This is a genomic window from Glutamicibacter nicotianae (assembly GCF_002797775.1).
In the GTDB taxonomy this organism is placed as follows: Bacteria; Actinomycetota; Actinomycetes; order Actinomycetales; family Micrococcaceae; genus Glutamicibacter; species Glutamicibacter nicotianae.
This window is the reverse complement of the sequence record NZ_PGEY01000001.1, coordinates 763,625-780,413: the sequence shown is the minus strand read 5'-3', so window position 1 is coordinate 780,413 and position 16,789 is coordinate 763,625. Positions and strand designations below refer to the sequence as shown.

The window sequence follows — 16,789 nt, the reverse complement described above, 5'->3', positions numbered from 1 at the left end:
CGGGCTGGCCGCGATATCAGCTATGGCTACCGGTCGGGTCGTGAGTGGTGCGAGTAACACCATATTTGTAAGCGTTTACAGAGTCGCATAGATCATCAGCTTTGACAAGAGTAGCCATAAAATCAGTTTTAATCACCCTTACGTGGAATCACGGCAACTCAGGAGGCGTAATCCGTCGATCATAATTGCAAGCGTTTACATTCTGCGTCCGATCATTTATCGTTACCGTCATGACTTCAATTCGTTCAGCAGCTGATTTCCCTGTGCAGGCCGAAAACGCGCAGTGGTGGCGTTCCTCGGTGATCTACCAGATCTACCCGCGCTCCTTCGCCGATTCCAATGGCGATGGCATGGGCGATCTGCGCGGAATTACCCAACGCCTGGAAAGCATCGCGCAGCTTTCGGTCGACGCGATCTGGCTTTCGCCATTCTTCACTTCCCCGCAGAAGGACGCCGGATACGACGTCTCGAATTACTGCGACGTGGATCCGCTGTTCGGAACCCTGGAAGACTACGACGCGATGGTGGCCAGGGCCCATGAATTGGGTCTGAAGGTCATCATCGATCTGGTCCCGAACCACTGCTCGGACCAGCACCCATGGTTCCAGGAGGCGCTCCAGGCAGCTCCCGGCTCCCCTGAACGCGACCGCTTCATCTTCAAGGACACCCCGGAAACCGGACACCCGAACAACTGGGGTTCGGTCTTCGGCGGCCCGATGTGGACCGCAACCAGGAACCCGGATGGCAGCACCGGCCAGTCCTACCTGCACATCTTCGATTCCTCGCAGCCTGACTTCAACTGGCACAACGAGGAAGTCCGCGCGATGTTCCGCGACGTCCTGCGCTTCTGGCTGGATCGGGGCACCGACGGCTTCCGCGTCGACGTGGCCCACGGCTTGATCAAGGCCGAAGGCCTGCCCGACTTCACGCCGGACCCCATGGCAGCTTCGATGGGCGGCACCGAAGAACTGGCTCCGTGGTGGGGCCAGGACGGCGTGCATGAAATCTACCGCGACTGGCGCAAGGTCATGGACGAGTACGAGGGCGACCGCGTGCTCTGCGCCGAGGCATGGGTCAATCCCCTGTCGCTGATGGCGAAGTGGGTGCGCAACGACGAGATGCACCAGGCATTCAACTTCCCGTACCTCTCCTGCGATTTCGATGCCAAGCAGATCCGCAAGACCATCGACGAGTCCCTTCAGGAGTTCGGCAAGGTCGGCGCACCGAGCACATGGGTGCTCTCCAACCACGACGTGGTGCGCCATGCGACCCGCCTGGCGCTGACCGATGAGAACCCGCAGGGCGAGGGCATTGGCCCGAACACCCCGAACCTGCCAGAGCCTGCCGTCGGTTTGCGCCGCGCACGCGCTTCCAGCACGCTGATGCTGGCCCTGCCGGGCGGCGCCTACCTCTACCAGGGCGAGGAACTGGGCCTGCCGGAAGCAATCGACCTGCCCGATGATGCGCGCCAGGATCCGACCTGGTTCCGCACCAATGGCGAACGCTATGGCCGCGATGGCTGCCGCGTCCCCTTGCCATGGGAGAGCGGCAAGCCGGCCTTCGGCTTCAGCTCGACCGGCGAAAGCTGGCTGCCGCAGCCAGCCGGCTGGGATTCCTACGCCCGCGATGCGCAGCTCGAAGACCAGTCCTCCACGCTGAACCTGTACCGCCGCCTGCTGCAGCTGCGCCAGGACCACGCGCTGGGCACCGGCACCCTTCAATGGATCAACGGCACCGAGGACGACGTCCTGGCCTTCGCCAACGGCAACGTGCTGGTCGTGGCCAACTACGCCGCAACCCCCCTGCCATTGCCGGTGCAGGCGCACAGCGCCACCGAGCTGGTGCGCAGCCAAGTGGAGCAGTCCGCGGAACCGGGAATGATCCCGGGCGAAACCGCCATCTGGTTCCAGCTGGCATAGGGAGCAATCAAGTTTCCGGCAGCAGCCGCACCGGGTAACGTTAGGCAGTAGCCGTGGCCATGGGAATGAGATTTCCCCCCAGCCGCGGCTACTGGCATGAAGGAAGGACATGAAGTGGCCGGAATCAAGGACGTCGCGCAAGCCGCTGGCGTATCCATTGCCACCGTCTCCCGCGCGCTATCTGGGCGGGGTTCGGTCTCTGCGGCCGCGCAGGAGGCGGTGCAGCGTGCCGCCGCGGAACTGGGCTACGTGGTCTCTTCCTCCGCGTCCGGGCTGGCATCGGGCCGCACTCGCAATATCGGCGTGCTCGTTCCGGTGATCAACCACTGGTTCTATGCCTGCGTGCTGGAAGGCATCTCCAGCCGCCTGATGGACGAGGGCTATGACACCACCCTCTACCAGCTGACCAAGGACCGCACCCAGCGCGAGAAGATCTTCTCCGATTTCCTGCTGCGCCAGCGGGTAGATGCGGTCATCGCGGTCAATGTCGAGTTGGCCGAGGACGAGGTCCAGGCGCTGCTGGCGGTGGACAAGCCCTTGGTTGGCGTGGGCGGCCCGTTGCCCGGCGTGCCCACGCTGCATGTCAACGACGAAGCGATCTCGGCCCTCGCGACCGGGCACCTGGTTTCCCTGGGCCATGAACGCATCGGCTTCATCGGCGGCAACGCGGAAACCGATGTGGACTTCCTCGTACCCACGCACCGCCGCACCGGCTATGAGCGGGCCCTGGCCGAGGCTGGGCTTGAAGTGGATGAGTCGCTGATTGTGAGCGCCGACTTCACCCTGCCCCAGGGCTACGCAGTGGCCAAGCAGCTGCTGGGCAACCCGGCGTCCCGGCCCACCGCAATCTTCGCGGCCAGTGACGAAATGGCCATCGGCGCCATCCTGGCCGCGCGCGATCTCGGATTGCAGCTTCCGCAGGATCTCTCGGTGGTCGGCGTGGACAACCATGACCTTGCCGAACTTTTCGGCTTGACCACCGTCGAGCAGCGACCGCATGAGCAGGGTCAGCTGGCGGTCGCGATGCTGCTGCGGGCAATCCGCGGAGAGGAACCGGCACAGGCCCACGAATTGGAGCATCGGCTGGTCGTGCGCTCATCTACCACCCGACCCGCCTAGCAGCCTGGACAGGGATTCACCAGCCCGCTGATTCCACTGGCTGCCATCGATATCGCCGATCGCCGAACACGCAAATGCCCGCGCGGGCACCGGATCGCTTGATCCGGTGCCCGCGCGGGCATCGCGCTGCTGTGGAATTAGTGCGCCACAGTCGAGTCGGCCTGTTCGCCCTCGACTTCTTCCAGATGCAGGTTGCGTCCGCGAGTCTCGCCCACCCAGAGCACGGCCGCCACGGAGATGACGGTCAGCACCATGATGTAGACGGCAATCGAGACCGAAGCACCGGTGGTCTCCAGCAGGATCTGCGCCACGGTGGCAGCGAAGGCACCACCGAGGATAGCACCGAGCGCATAGCCGATGGAGATGCCCGAGTAGCGGATCTGTGCAGGGAACATTTCCGCGTACATTGCCGACTGCGGGCCATAGGACAGGCCCAGGCCAACGGTCAGCACGAAGATGGCCAGGGTGTAGAGGTAGATGTTTCCGGTGTCGACCAGCATGAACATCGGGATCATCCAGACGAAGACCAGCGCGTAGCCGATCACGAAGGTCGCGCGGCGCCCGATCTTATCCGAGAGCCAGCCGCCGACCAGGGTGAAGATCAGCCAGCCCACCGAACCAATGGTGGTGGCCAAGAGGATTGGCGCAACCGGCATTTCCAGCACCTTGGTGGTGTAGGAGATGAAGAACGCGATGACCAGGTAGCCGGCGGCGTTGTTCGAGATGAAGATCAGCGCAGCCTGCAGGACCTGCTTGGTGTGGCCGGTCATCAGTTCGCGCAACGGCGTGTGCTCGGCGGCCTTGCGCTGGGAGAGCTGCTTGAAGACCGGGGATTCCTCGACCGCACGGCGGATCATGTAGCCCACGAAGATCAGCGCAATGGAGAGCAGGAACGGGATGCGCCAACCCCAGGCGATAAAGTCTTCCGGGCTCATGGCGACACGCAGGATGTACAGCAGGCCGGTAGCCAGGATCATGCCGATAGGCACACCGATCTGCGGGTAGGCGCCGAAGTAGCCGCGGCGGTGGTTCGGTGCATGCTCTACCGCCATCAAGGCGGCGCCGCCCCATTCGCCGCCGGCCGAGAAGCCTTGGATCACGCGCAGCAGCACGAGCAGGATTGGCGCGGCCACCCCGATGGATGCGTAGGTTGGCAGCAGGCCGATGGCAGCGGTGGCAATGCCCATGAGGATCAGGGTGAGCACCAGGATGCGCTTGCGTCCGTAGCGGTCACCCAGGTGCCCGGCAACTACTGCGCCGAGCGGACGGAAGAAGAAGGAGATGCCGATCATTGCGAAGGAAAGGATCTGCGCGATGCCCGGGTTCGACTCGCCCAGGGGCTCGAGGAACAGAGGGGTCAGCAGCGTCGCGGTGAGCTGGGCGAAGATGAAGAAGTCGTACCACTCAATGGTGGTGCCCACGAGGGTGCCGGCAAGTACCCGGCGCTCCTCCTGGGTGCGAGAGACAGTCGATGACATGTGAAGACCTTTTGCGAGTTGTATACCGACCGTTCGGACGGTTATATGTCGCACACCATCATAAGCGAAGAGTGAAGCGGATCACAAGATCTGCCCCAAACGTGACCCCATGCAGGCAGGCATTTTGCGACCTGCCCCGCCAGCGAATTCGGCGTTCTAATAGAGAACGACTAAAATCGAAGATAGATCACGGACCTTCCTGGTCCCCAGGCTCACTACGCAGGCCTCGACGACGTTCCCGCAACGCCGCAGGCCAGATTGAAGATCAATGCCTACTTCCCAGACGCTTTCGCGTGGAATCCGCGTCCTTGAAATCGTCGCCAATTCCCCGGTGAACCTATCCATCGCGGAAATCGCCGCGAAGCTGGAAGTTCACCGATCCATCGCCTACCGGATCATCCGCACCCTGGAACAGCATCACCTGCTCAACCGCGATGAGGCCGGCCATATCCGCTCGGCCTCCGGCCTGGCCGTGCTCGCCCGCTCGGTCCAGCGCGATCTGCAGGCGGCCGCCGCTCCCGAGCTCAACGCACTGGCCAACGAGCTGTCCATGACCACCTTCGTGGCCGTCTGGGAACATGACCTGTGCACCACCTTGCAGTCGGTCTCCCCGCTGAACTCTCAGCGCGCGATTGTCCACCGCCCGGGTTCGGTGCACGGCATGGACGTGGGAGCCGCCGGCATCGCAATCCAGTCTCGCTACACCAAGGCCGAGTGGGATGCGCTGGACACGGGCATCGAGTACCGTGACGCTGCCACCCAGGCACGGGTTGACGGCTATGCCACCAGCGAGAATGAAGTCATCCAGGGCGTGAAGTCCATTGCCGTTCCGATCCAGCATTCGGGGCAAACCCCGGCGGCGCTGGCCGTGGTCTTCGCGACCAGCACGGCCGGCAATTACGAGCGCATGATCGAGGAGCTCAAGCACGCGGCGGCACGCATCAGCGACAAGCTCGCGCACTAGGAATTCCCGGCACAGAACGAAATCCCGTGGCACTGCACCTTGATGGCTGCAGTGCCACGGGATTCTGCTCATCCGGCCATGGCTGCCGGATGCACGGTTCTTGGCGTTGGCTCCCTAGCGGACGCGGGCCAGCGACGGAGACTTCGCGACGATGAGCTTCATTGCCACAGCGGCCAGGAAGATCACCAGCGCGCCACCGGTGGAGACCCAGAAGGCGCCGAGATAGCCCAGGGTTTCGGCAAAAACGCCGGCCAGTCCGTTGCCGATCGCGGTTCCCACCACGATGCCGGCAGAGAGCATGGTCATCACGGTGGACAGGCGCTGCGGTGGAGCGACTTCACCGCCCAGGGTCATGACCGTGACAATCACCGGCCCCACGGCAAAGCCTGCGATGAACAGGGCCAGCAGCATCAGCGGCACATTGCCGGCCACGTGCATCCCGAAGCTGAGCACCGTCAGTGCCGCGCCGCACAGGATCCAGCGGTTGATCTGCTTGAAGGATTGCGGCCACGCTGCCACGGAGACTGCAGCAATCGCACTGGAGAAGCCCATGGCGCCATAAAGCAGGCCACCGGAGTTGGAGTCGCCCTGCGCGCCGGCGAAGGCCAGGGTACCGGCTGCCGAGGACCCGAAGACCGTGCCCAGCGCCACCATGCCCAGGATCAGGGCTCCGATCGAGGCAACCTGCGCGCCGCTGATCGAGACCTTCGGCGCGTGTTCGGTATTCTTCACCGGCTTCACGGCATGGCCTGTACGATGCGAGGCGAAGACCGGCACCAGCACGAGGGTCAACAGCGCGGCGAGGTAGAGCGGCAGCACCGGATCCACCAAGGAGGCCAGCAGGCCGACGGCCACCGGGCCGAAGACGAAGCCCAGTTCATCGAACATCGATTCGAGGCTCAGGGCCGCCGACAGCACCTTGTGATTCTTTTTCTGCTGGCGGGTGATGGAGATCCAGCGGACACGGGACATCGGACCGACCTGCGGGCCGGTGGCACCGGTGGCAAGGCACAGGATTGCGAGCAGCGCCGCGGACATGTCGGGGCCGGAATTGCCGAAGAGGGTCAGGGCCACCAGGAGGATCGTGTGGATGACGGCGACAGTGGTCAGGACCGGGCGCTGGCCGACGCGGTCGGCCAGATAGCCGATACTGGGGCCGCCCACGGCGGATCCCAGGCCAACCATGGCCGCGGCCAGGCCGCCCATGGCATAGGAGCCGGTGGTTGCGGTCACCAGGGTCATGGACCCGATGGTGAGCATCGCGAGCGGGAGACGTGCAAGGAAAGTGAGTGGCAGGAACGGTGCTCCCACCAAAGGAACTAACGCGGAGTATCCGGACATTTTCTCGGATTCCTCACTGTTCTCCTTCGACAAAGTATGCTGAGTCAACAAAACTCCATGACGAAGCGTGCGTCGTCCCACACCCCCCGACGCACAAATTTCCCAAACATGCCTGATGGCACTACTTTCAAGATAGCTACTGCCCCAAGGCAAGTCCAATCTATCCAGCCAAGATCACAGCGCCTTCGCATTCAATGGTGGAACCATGCTGGGTCTTGACCACCGATATCCGGTTGGTGATCCGCTGCTTCATCTCTGCAACGTGCGAGACCAGGCCGATGGTCCGGCCCCCTGCACGCAGGTTTTCCAAGGCCAGCATGACTTCTTCCAGCGTCTCGGCATCCAGCGAACCGAAGCCTTCGTCCACGAAGAGCGTCTGCATGTCCACGGCGCCGGAGTGGTGGGAAATGACGTCCGCCAAGCCCAGGGCCAACGCCAGCGAGGCCATGAAGGTCTCGCCCCCGGAAAGCGTCTGGGTCTCGCGGCGCTTGCCTGTCCATGAATCGAGCACCTGCAGCCCCAGCCCGGATTTGGCGTTGCCCTGCTTGGAATCATCATGGTGCAGCGAGTAGCGTCCGCCGGACATCACTTCCAGGCGCTGCGTCGCGGCGATGGCCACTTCCTCAAGGCGAGCTGCCAGCACATAGGTGCTCAGCGTCATCTTGTAGAGGTTCTCTCCCCCGCCGCGCACCACTTCAGCCAGGGAGCGCAGCCGTCGATAGGCTTCGATGACCGGACCTGCCTCGGACCGCTGGCATGCAAGGTCGCTGGTGGCCTGCTCATGGCGAGCCAGCTGGGTCTGGGCCAGTACTTCCTGTTCCCGTGCCCCCTCGAAGCGTTCTTCGGCCTGGGCTGCCAGCACCTGCGATTGGGCAAGATCTTCCTCGCTGGGTGCGGCGATGCCTTGCCCTGCAAGTTCCTGGGCCTTGCGGCAGTCCTGGGACGCTTGGAGCGTGGCAATGGCGCTGGCCAAATCCGCATCCGCGTGCTGCAATTGGCGCAGGCGATCGCGTTCGGCGCCTTCCAGCAGGGCCGCCTCGAAGGCAGCCAGGTTCTCGAAACCGGCGGCGGTGCACTGGCTGTTCCAGGTGGCTTCCGCTTTCCGCACGGCCTCGGCGGCGTCGATCAGGCGGCGCAGGTGCTGCACTGCGCTGGCCAGCCCGTTGGACTTCTTTGCCAGTTCCTCCACCAGCTCGGCCAGGTTCTTCCGGCCTTGGCGCAGCTGCGCCAGCTTGGCATCCAGTTCAGCCAGCTGGGAATCCAAGGACTGCGCCTGCTGCTTCGCCGTCGCATGTTCCAGTGCGGCTTGGTTGGCCCGCGCAGCGTGCTTTTCAGTACGCTGGCGCACCGCATCCAGCTTGGCCACGCGGGCGGCGATCTCTGCCTGCTGCCTGCGCAGCTGTTCCAGTAGTCCCTGGGCCGTGGCGAGTTCTGCCCGCAGGTCAGCGACCGAGGCCTCGCCGGCCGCTTCCTGGGCGGTCTGGAACTTGGCCACCAGCATGTCGCGCGCTTGCGCGGCCTGCTGCCCGGCGGTGCGTGCCGCAGCCTCCGCGGCCTCCAGTTCCTGGATCTGCGCATCGTCGATCAGCAGGGCGTCGGCATCGGCCTGGGCCGGCGCCGGATGCTCCTGCGCACCGCAGACGAGGCAGGGTTGCCCGTCTTCCAGCGCGGCGGCCAAGCGCAGGGCGCTTTGGGCCAGCTGTTCGGTGCGCAAGTCGAGCAGGGACTTGGCGGCACCGGCAATGACCAGTTCCTGCGCGCTGGCCTTCTCACGGGCGGCCAGCGCCTTGCGTTCCAGCGCGTCGCGCTCGGTGGCGTGCTTGATCCTGGTCTCCAGCTCCAGGACGCGTGCCTTGGCCTGCTGGAGCTTTTCATTGGCGGCCACCAGGTCCAGGTCCCCGGCTTCCAGCGTCTCGCGTTCTGCCTTGAGCAGGCCCACCTCGGTTTCGGCCTGGGCCCGGGTCTTCTCATGCTCGGCAGCCAATTCGGCGGCCTTGCGCGCCTGGCCGGCGAGCAGATCGCGACGCTGCTCATCTTCCAGGGCGGCCTTGGCTACCGCCAGTTCCTCGGCGGCCTGCTGGGCGGGCAGGCGCAGCTGTTCCAGGCCGTCGGCATCGGCACCGGGCTCCAGCCCCGTCTCGGTTTCGAGCCACTGCTGGCTGCGCAGCCAGGACTCATTGGCCTGCTCCTGCGCCGCGGTCGCTTCATGGAGCTGGTTCAAATAGGCGCGCACCGCCCCGGCCTTGGCATCGGCCTCCAACCGGGTGCCAGCGGCCACGGCAGCCTCATGCTTTTCAGCGTAGCCTGCCTGCATCCCCTGCAGCTCGGCCAGGCGAGCGAAAATCCGTCGCCGCTCTTCCAGTGCCTGCGACTGCTCGCGGGCGCGGGTCTTCTCGGTGCGCAGGGCGGCCGCTTCGTCGGCCGAGCGCCGGAGGATCACCGCGATCCGGCGGCGATAACCGGCGAACTGCTCGGCCTGCGCCGCATCCTCGCCCGCCTCTGCCTGGCCAGCGCCCTCGGCGCCGTCCAACTCGGTGCCGTCCAGCTCGTCGGCGGTTTCGCGGCCGGCCAGGAATGACCGGGCAGCTGAGTGGATGGCTTCCTCGCTGGCACTCAGGCGCGCTTCCACGCTTTCGGTGTGCTTGCGCGCTTCAGCAAGGCGGGCAGCAAATTCATCTTCGATCCGCGCATAGCCGCTGGTGTCGAAGAGATTCGCCAGCAGCTCTTCGCGGTCCTTGGCCTTGGCCCGCAGGAAGTCGGCGAAGCCGCCCTGCGGCAGCATGACCACCTTGGTGAACTGCTCGCGGTCCAGGCCCAGCAGGCTGCCCAGGATGTGGCCCACCTCGTCATTGCGGGTGGACAATTCCTGCCAGCCGGCATCGGTGAATTCGCGCAGGAAGCTGGCGGCCTTCTGCTCGGTGGTCTTGTTCTTGCCGCGCTTGGAGGGGCGCATCCACGCCGGGGAACGGGTGGCCTCGAACCGCCGGTCGCCGATGGTCAGCTCGCAGACCACCTCCGGGGCCAGTCCCGCCGGGGCATGGTCGGAACGGATCTGCCGGCTGCCCGCCCGGCTTCCGGGCAGCGCGCCGTACAGGGCATAGCAGATCGCGTCCAGGATGCTGGACTTGCCGGCTCCGGTGGGGCCATCGAGCAGGAACAGCCCGCCGTCGGCCAGTTCATCGAAATTGATTTCTTCGGTGCCGGCGAAGGGACCGAAAGCCTGGATTCGGAGTCGGTGGATTCTCACTGGCTGGCCTGTGCCTCTCGGGTGGCTTGGATGACTGAGTCGATGACTTCGCATTCGGGGCCATCGGCGGCGCGTTCGCGGACGTGCTCCACGAAATCCCGCACCACCTGCTCGGTGCTGGTTGCCTTGGCCATGCGCTCGGCATAGCTGGCCGGCTGCTCCTTTTCCCCGGTTCCTTCGGGAGCGAAGTTCAGCACCACGGTGTCGGGGAAACGGGTTCGGATCGTTGCCATCGCGTCGGCGGGGCGCTCGCTGTCGGTCAGCGTGACCTGGCACCAGGCCCCCACGGCGGACTCCAGGTCCGGGTCGGCCAGCAGCTCGGCGAGCTTGCCCTTGAGGATGGCCAATTTCTTCGGCACCGGCAGCAGGATTTCTTCGATGGACTCGATGCCAGAGGCGCTGGTCTCGATCAGCCATACGCCCTTTCGCTGGGTGGCCTCGGAGAAGGAGTAGGCCAGCGGCGAGCCCGAATAGCGCACATGCTCCTTGACCTTCTGCCGTCCGTGCAGGTGGCCCAGGGCCGAGTAGTCGAAGTGCTCGAACAGCTCGGCCGGCACCACGTCGAGGTTGCCGGTGCTCAATTCGCGTTCCGAGTCGCTGCCGATGCCGCCGGCGGCGAACAGGTGCGCCATAGCGATGGAAACGACCGGCTTCTGACCCGCCCGCAGCTGCTCCAGATGCTCGTCGATCTGCGCGATGGCCGCCTGCACCACCGCTTCATGGCTGGCCTTGGCGACGCCCAGGCGTTCCATCACCATGCGCGGTTCCAGGTACGGGATGCCATAGATGGCCACCTGGTGGTCGCCAGCATCGCGCAGCACCGGCTGCAGCATGCGCTGGGTATCGGCGATAATATGCACCCCGGCGGAATCCAGCAGATCGGCGCCGAAGCCCAGGCGGGAGGCCGAGTCGTGGTTGCCGCTGGTGATGACGATACTGGCCCCGGTGGCGCGCAGCTCGCGCAGCACCCAGTTGCACAGCTGGACGGCATCCACATGCGGCAGCGCCCGGTCATAGATGTCCCCGGAGATCAGCACGACGTCAACCTGCTGGTTGATGGTGATGTCGATGATTTCCTGCAGCACTGCCCGCTGCGCTTCGATCAGGGAGGCTCCGTGGAAGGTGCGGCCCAAATGCCAGTCCGAGGTATGAAGCAATCGCATGTGTCCAACCTTATGCAATGCCGCGGACAACTTGGACATTAGAATGGGGGTTGTGAATGAAACCGGTGAAATTGCACTCCTGCCAGAGAACTACTCAGACAAGGTGTTTGCGATCCTCCTCGGCCTGGCCGATGGCGCAACCCACGCCCGTGACGACATTGATCCCGGAGCCACCGAAATCCTCCCGCTCTACCTGGCCGACGGCCTGCTCGAAGCGCTGGAATGGGCCCATGACGGTGTAGCCAGCGACGAAGCGGCCTGCATGTGGCTTGCCGCCCTGCGCGGCTACCGCAAGATCACCGGTTCCTTCCCGGGCCGTACCCCGGAACCGCTGGGCCGCTGGATCGACAAGGAATTTTCCAACGTCGAGATCTTCGAGAAGATCCACGCCGGAGATCCGCAGAACCTGGCCGGCCTGGACAGCCCCGACATGGGGCAGCCCGGGCGTCCAACCGGTGCCGGCACCGACTCCACCGGCGTGCTGCCGCGCGCCGCGGTGACCGCGCTGCTCGCCCGGGTCCCGCTGGGCACCACCGAGACGCTGGCCCGTTCGGCGGCCTTCCTCACCCACGACGCCCAGGCGGCCAAGACCGCCGTGGCCGCGGCGAAGATCATCCGCTCGGCCATGGAACGCTCCGAGGCGTCTGCCGGAGAATGGGCCGCGCTGCTCGATGGCCTCGAAGGCCCATCGGCCGATGCGCTGCGCGAGGTCGCCACCAAGATCGGCGAGAACATCTCGCTGTCCGGACAGGAAGCCTATGACGCCTACTTCGGCGAGCAGGCGGCCGAAGCGGAGAGCGCATCGGACGTGGAAGCAGCCCCGGCGGCTGCCGCCGATGAAGCAGCCGTGAGGGATCCCGAGGTGGATGCCTACGCTGTTGCGCTGCTGGCCGCCGTCTACGGCACCGAAGCTGTCGGCGAGCGCCCCGCTAGCGCGCTGGATGACATCATCTCCGAGCTGCATGACCGCTGGATGGCGCTGCTCGTCTAGGCGCCCGAAGGGGAGCATGACAAACCTCCGGCCGGCACAGAGCGATCTGTGCTGGCCGGAGGTTTCTTTTCTGCTTTTCATGGCTGCTAGGCAGTCAGCCCGAAGCCGCCCACCATCTGCATGAATTCTCCTTCGGAGATGATGCTGACCCGCTGGCCCTTTTCGCGCAGCCGCAGCACGTGCTTGGCCTTGTTGGTCAGCCGCCCGGTGGCCAGGTCCTCCGGGACAAAGCCGTCGCCGACTACCAGAGCGGTGGTGGCGCGGGTGACCCGCGAGGCGGTCTGCGCTCCGTGCTCGGCCGCCAGTTCCTTGGCCTTGGGGCGCGGCATGGACAGGTTGCCGGTGAAGACCATGATCTGGCCGAACAGCGGGTGGCTTGGATCCGCGTTCTCGCTCGGCTTGGGGTTCGGGCCTTCTTGCGGCCAGTTGCTGAAGGCATCCTGCGGCGGCAGCGGGTTGCCTGCGGCCAGCCAGCCCTGCGCGTCGCGGGTGGCGCGGGACAGTTCGTCGCCTGGCTGCCAGGCCTGGGTCAGGCTCAGCCGGACGCCATAGTGGTCTGCCGTTTCCAGCACCGAGGGCTGTGCGCTGCGCAGGGACATGTCGATCATCGCCCACGCGCAGGCCTCGGCGTCGGCCAGCGCTTCGTGGTGGTTCTCGATCGGGTGCCCGGCTTCTTCGGCAACGAAGGGCAGCGAGTAGCTGGGCAGGTCGTAGGCCTTGCGGGAGAGCTTGACGGTGCACAGGTGCGCGATTTCCGGCACGGCGACTTCGCCGGCCTCGCTGGCCGCGCGGATCACGCCCGAATCGAAAGATGAATTGTGAGCCACCAGCACATCGGATCCGATGAATTCCAGCAGCTGCGGAATCTTGTCGGTAACCCGTGGCGCCGCACTCACCATGTCGGGGGTGATGTGGTGGATCGAGACATTGCGCGGGTCGAAGTGGTCGAATCCGGCCGGCGGTTGCATGAGCCACTGCTCGGTTTCGACGATTTTCCCGGAGCGCACCTTGACCAGGCCCACCGAGCAGGCGGAGCCGATAAAACCGTTTGCTGTCTCAAAATCTACTGCTGTGAAGTCCAATGCCACGCCCAATAGCTTACTCGCTTTATCGCGGGCACCGGCATGGGTGCGACGCGCGCGCCGTGCCCGGCAGGGTTTTCGCAGGGCGATACCGTGGTGGCAATTCACTGCAGTCCCGGAATTGACCTGTGGATATCAAGTGATCGCCGACCCGCGCGGCGCAGGCCAGAGGCAGGGCATCTCACATGCGAAACCGGCAACCTCGCTCTTGGCATGCCCGGAAGTCAGCTGCGGAACAATTTCTCGTAGTACTCGCTGAGCGCCGGATAGTAATCGGGCTCGAAGACTACGCTCGCCACGTCGGTTCCGTCCACCGCCGCGGCCAGCCGATCAAGGTAGAACTCCCAGCCCGGCCCGATGGACCCGGCCTGCTGCGGGTCAAGCCCCGGCATCTGGAAGACCAGGCAGCTGCCCTGGCCAGATGCCTCTACCTTCAGCTCCAGCTGCCAAGCCGAATCGCCGGTTCCAGTGCGCACCTGCAGCTGTCGCGTGCGCGGATCGCACTGCAAGATCTCAACGCGTTCGGTGGGCGTTTCCTCTTCGGCCAGCAGCACTACCTCGACGGCGCCGCTTTTTGGATCCCCGTGCCAGGATCCGAACCAGAGCGCCAAGTACTCGGAATCGGCCAGATAGCGCCAGATCCTGCCCGGGGATTCAGTGAACACGCGGCGCAATTCCAGCGCGCCGTGCGCGGTGCGGTTTCCGGTGGGCGTAGCGCTCATGGCTGTACTCCTGGGTTGCTCCACTGCCACCGCGGCACTGGCTATTCCAACGCCTTCGCCGGCAGTGATTGAAGAATAGCAAAAAGCGCTGGCTTCCCTCCCGAATGGAAAAGAAGCCAGCGCTCATTTCATGATCTTGGACCCGGCCAGCAGACGGGCTACGCGGTAGCCTTGCGCAAGGTGAGATAGGAGCCGCCAGCCATCAGCAGGGCGACAATACCGCCCCACAAGGTCACCCCAGCGGCGGTCCAGGTCAGTGCCCAGCTCCAGAACTCGCCCCAGGCGTTGGTGAAGGTGAACAGGGCGATGATCCCCAGCACCAGCACACCCAAGCAGATGAAGAATGCCACCATGCCAGTGGTGCGCCACCTCATGTAGATGGTCGCTGCCAGGAATCCGATCATGAACAGCAGCACCATCAGCACAAAGTAGAACAGGATCTGGACCAGCCAGTTGTTTTCCGCAATCCATTGCAGCGCAAAGAACTGTCCGCCCATGCCCCAACCATCGGTAGCAACTTCCAGCAGTCCCATCAGGTAGTAGAACACCGAGAGCGCCAGCGCGCATACGGAAAACAGTGCCACGGTGCCCAGATAGAAGGTACGCCGCGAAATGCTCATGGCCATGGAGAACGGGAAGGTCAACGTCAGCGACTGGATTCCCAGGGCCAGGAAGTACCACATGGGCGCTTGGGCGCCGCCGCCGTACATTGCCCCGTCTCCGCCGTTGCGCCGGACCAGCCACCAGATGGCCAGGGTGAAGAGGAATGATGCACCCAGGATGATCAGCGGAATTCCGATGAAGGTGCCCTTGTTGATCAGTTGCATGCGGGCAACTTTGATGACGCGGTTCATTTTCTTGCCTCCGTCCGTTCTTCTGTCCTTTGTGCCGTGGTGCCGCTCAATGCGCTGCGCACCACCAGTTGCTGCAGCGACACGGGGCTCAGGTCCAGGCCCATGAGTTTCGCCTGCTCGCGCTGGTCCGCATCCAGCTTGGCCTTGATCGTGACGCTGGCCAGGGCGCCGAGCGCATCGCGATGCAATACCTGCGCGGCGCCGATGAATTCCTGGACCTTGGCGGCGTCACCAGTGACAGTGACCGCCGTGCCGCGCAGCTCTTCGGCATCCGAGTCGATGACGATTTGCCCCTTGTCGATCACGATGACGTGTTCGAGAAGGTTGGCGACTTCGTCGATCAGGTGGCTGGAGAGCACGATGGTGCGTGGGTATTCAGCGAAGTCTTCGACAAGGCGGTCGTAGAAGATCTGCCGGGCTACCGCGTCCAGGCCGAGGTAGGGCTCATCGAAGAAGGTGATGTCGGCCCGCGAGGCCATGCCGATGATGACGCCAACGGCGGACAGCTGCCCGCGGGAGAGCTTCTTGATCCTCCGCTTGATCGGCATCGCGAATGCTTCGACGAGCTCCTGGGCCAGATCCTCGTCCCAGTTCTCGAAGAACAGGGCTGCGGATTCGAATGCCTGGTGGACCTTGAAATCATCGGGATATTTCTGTGATTCGCGGATGAAGCAGATGCGCGAAAGCGTCGGATCATGCTCGAACGGGGCGTGGCCGAAGATTTCGGCGGTGCCGTGGTCTGCATAGTTCTGCCCGGTCAGGATGGACATCAGCGTGGTCTTGCCGGCTCCGTTGCGTCCAAGCAGCCCGTAGATCCGATCCGGCTCCAGATCCAGGGTGACGTTGTCGAGCGCTTTCACGTCCTTGTAGGTCTTGCTCAGTTCGCGTGTGGCGATTGCTGTCGTGCGTGGCATGTCGTTCCTCCCTGTGCTGTAGAGATGTTTCAAGATTCCGAGCCGGTCTTGATCATGGCGACCAGCTCATCCACGCCAATGCCCAGCTTGGAAGCTTCTGCGGTCAATGGCGCGATGAATTGCTGCTGGAATTTCTCGCGGCGTTGCGCTCGCAGCCGCTGCGGTGCTCCTTCGGTGACGAACATGCCGATTCCCCGTTTCTTGTAGAGCAGCCCATCTTCCACGAGCCGGTTGATTCCCTTGGCTGCGGTGGCCGGATTGATCCGGTAGAACGCTGCGAATTCATTGGTTGATGGAACTTGCGCTTCTTCCGCCAGAACACCAGAGATGATGTCGTTCTCAATCAGCTCAGCAATTTGCATGAAGATCGGTTTTGAATCATCAATCATGCTGGCTCCCTCCGTGCTCATCCCCACCAGGTTAGTTAGTGGGTTAGTTACTCATGTAACCAACCATAGAACCTCGGGAAGTTCTGCGCAAGTACGGAGCGGCAGAATTCCCGTGGAAATTAGGGGCTCCATACTGTCCGCCACGGCATCTAAGCTGGGACTTGCCAAGAAAGGTAGCCCTGCACGCGCACCATCGATGCTGCGTTCACAGTGGTGAAGCCCTGATTGGAAACGCCCGACCGGGAGAGTTGTACGCCCAGCCCGAAACCGTGGAACACGAGCGCGGGCAGCGAAAAATTGGCCAGGTCTGGTTCGGAAAATTGCGATCGCGCACTTGGAGGCCAACAGCCCTCCTCGTGTTGCAGGCATTTATGGGAGGGACCATGCAAGAAGATTTCAACCGACTTGGGATACCAGATCAGCTTCTTGGAGCGCTGGACCGCCAAGTTCTGCTCGAGCTGTTCAAGGCCTGCTTCCCCGATTGCAGCGGTGAAGACATTGCGCGTATCAGCCGACGTGAACTGATCACCAGGATCCAGACCGAACGCGCTTATGCCGGGCACCGTCCCAGCCGCATCATCGACGACCATCCCCTGCGCCGTCCGA

The 16,789-nt window shown here is 64.0% G+C and carries 14 protein-coding genes; 4 read left to right on the top strand and 10 right to left on the bottom strand.

The window, feature by feature from the left end; all coding sequences use genetic code 11:
* Window positions 1-230: 230 nt before the first annotated feature.
* Window positions 231-1,919 (top strand): glycoside hydrolase family 13 protein, encoded by a 1,689-nt coding sequence (locus ATK23_RS03575; protein ID WP_066137675.1) that lies wholly within the window; start codon window positions 231-233, stop codon window positions 1,917-1,919.
* Between the two features lie 114 nt (window positions 1,920-2,033).
* A complete protein-coding gene (locus ATK23_RS03570) occupies window positions 2,034-3,038 on the top strand; it encodes a LacI family DNA-binding transcriptional regulator (RefSeq protein WP_038992119.1) in 1,005 nt (334 codons plus the stop codon).
* A 137-nt stretch (window positions 3,039-3,175) separates the two neighbouring features.
* Here ATK23_RS03570 and ATK23_RS03565 read toward each other — a convergent pair whose 3' ends face one another.
* Complete coding sequence (locus tag ATK23_RS03565; protein WP_066137673.1) at window positions 3,176-4,516, bottom strand: MFS transporter; 1,341 nt, start codon at window positions 4,514-4,516, stop codon at window positions 3,176-3,178.
* 268 nt (window positions 4,517-4,784) lie between these two features.
* On the opposite strand from ATK23_RS03565, the gene ATK23_RS03560 reads away from it, so the two are divergent.
* On the top strand, window positions 4,785-5,480 hold the full coding sequence (locus ATK23_RS03560; protein WP_066137671.1) for an IclR family transcriptional regulator: 696 nt from the start codon (window positions 4,785-4,787) through the stop codon (window positions 5,478-5,480).
* A 114-nt stretch (window positions 5,481-5,594) separates the two neighbouring features.
* Here ATK23_RS03560 and ATK23_RS03555 read toward each other — a convergent pair whose 3' ends face one another.
* The 3 genes from ATK23_RS03555 to ATK23_RS03545 form a co-directional block, all read right to left on the bottom strand.
* Window positions 5,595-6,821, bottom strand: coding sequence for an MFS transporter (locus tag ATK23_RS03555; protein WP_255209557.1), 1,227 nt, complete (start codon window positions 6,819-6,821; stop codon window positions 5,595-5,597).
* A gap of 160 nt (window positions 6,822-6,981) precedes the next feature.
* Complete coding sequence (locus ATK23_RS03550; protein WP_066137669.1) at window positions 6,982-10,068, bottom strand: AAA family ATPase; 3,087 nt, start codon at window positions 10,066-10,068, stop codon at window positions 6,982-6,984.
* The gene (locus ATK23_RS03545) at window positions 10,065-11,231 is read right to left on the bottom strand and encodes an exonuclease SbcCD subunit D (RefSeq protein ID WP_066137667.1); all 1,167 of its coding nucleotides are present in this window, start codon (window positions 11,229-11,231) and stop codon (window positions 10,065-10,067) included. The genes ATK23_RS03550 and ATK23_RS03545 overlap by 4 nt, the downstream gene beginning before the upstream one ends.
* A 52-nt stretch (window positions 11,232-11,283) precedes the next feature.
* Between ATK23_RS03545 and ATK23_RS03540 the strand changes: the two genes are divergently transcribed.
* Window positions 11,284-12,222, top strand: coding sequence for a hypothetical protein (locus ATK23_RS03540; protein WP_157066298.1), 939 nt, complete (start codon window positions 11,284-11,286; stop codon window positions 12,220-12,222).
* A gap of 86 nt (window positions 12,223-12,308) precedes the next feature.
* Here ATK23_RS03540 and ATK23_RS03535 read toward each other — a convergent pair whose 3' ends face one another.
* The 6 genes from ATK23_RS03535 to ATK23_RS16210 all read right to left on the bottom strand — a co-directional run bounded on the left by ATK23_RS03535 (window position 12,309) and on the right by ATK23_RS16210 (window position 16,773).
* Window positions 12,309-13,310: a 3'-5' exonuclease gene (locus ATK23_RS03535; RefSeq protein ID WP_066138907.1), complete on the bottom strand. Its 1,002-nt coding sequence runs from the start codon at window positions 13,308-13,310 to the stop codon at window positions 12,309-12,311.
* 218 nt (window positions 13,311-13,528) lie between these two features.
* Window positions 13,529-14,026, bottom strand: a complete 498-nt coding sequence (locus ATK23_RS03530) for an SRPBCC domain-containing protein (RefSeq protein ID WP_066137663.1) — start codon at window positions 14,024-14,026, stop codon at window positions 13,529-13,531.
* Between the two features lie 158 nt (window positions 14,027-14,184).
* A complete protein-coding gene (locus tag ATK23_RS03525) occupies window positions 14,185-14,853 on the bottom strand; it encodes a hypothetical protein (RefSeq protein WP_066138904.1) in 669 nt (222 codons plus the stop codon).
* A 23-nt stretch (window positions 14,854-14,876) separates the two neighbouring features.
* Window positions 14,877-15,794, bottom strand: coding sequence for an ABC transporter ATP-binding protein (locus ATK23_RS03520; protein WP_066137661.1), 918 nt, complete (start codon window positions 15,792-15,794; stop codon window positions 14,877-14,879).
* Window positions 15,795-15,823: 29 nt separating this feature from the next.
* Entirely contained in the window at window positions 15,824-16,183 is a 360-nt protein-coding gene (locus ATK23_RS03515) for a GntR family transcriptional regulator (RefSeq protein ID WP_038992147.1), read from the bottom strand.
* A gap of 149 nt (window positions 16,184-16,332) precedes the next feature.
* On the bottom strand, window positions 16,333-16,773 hold the full coding sequence (locus ATK23_RS16210; protein ID WP_157066297.1) for a hypothetical protein: 441 nt from the start codon (window positions 16,771-16,773) through the stop codon (window positions 16,333-16,335).
* Window positions 16,774-16,789: the final 16 nt, after the last annotated feature.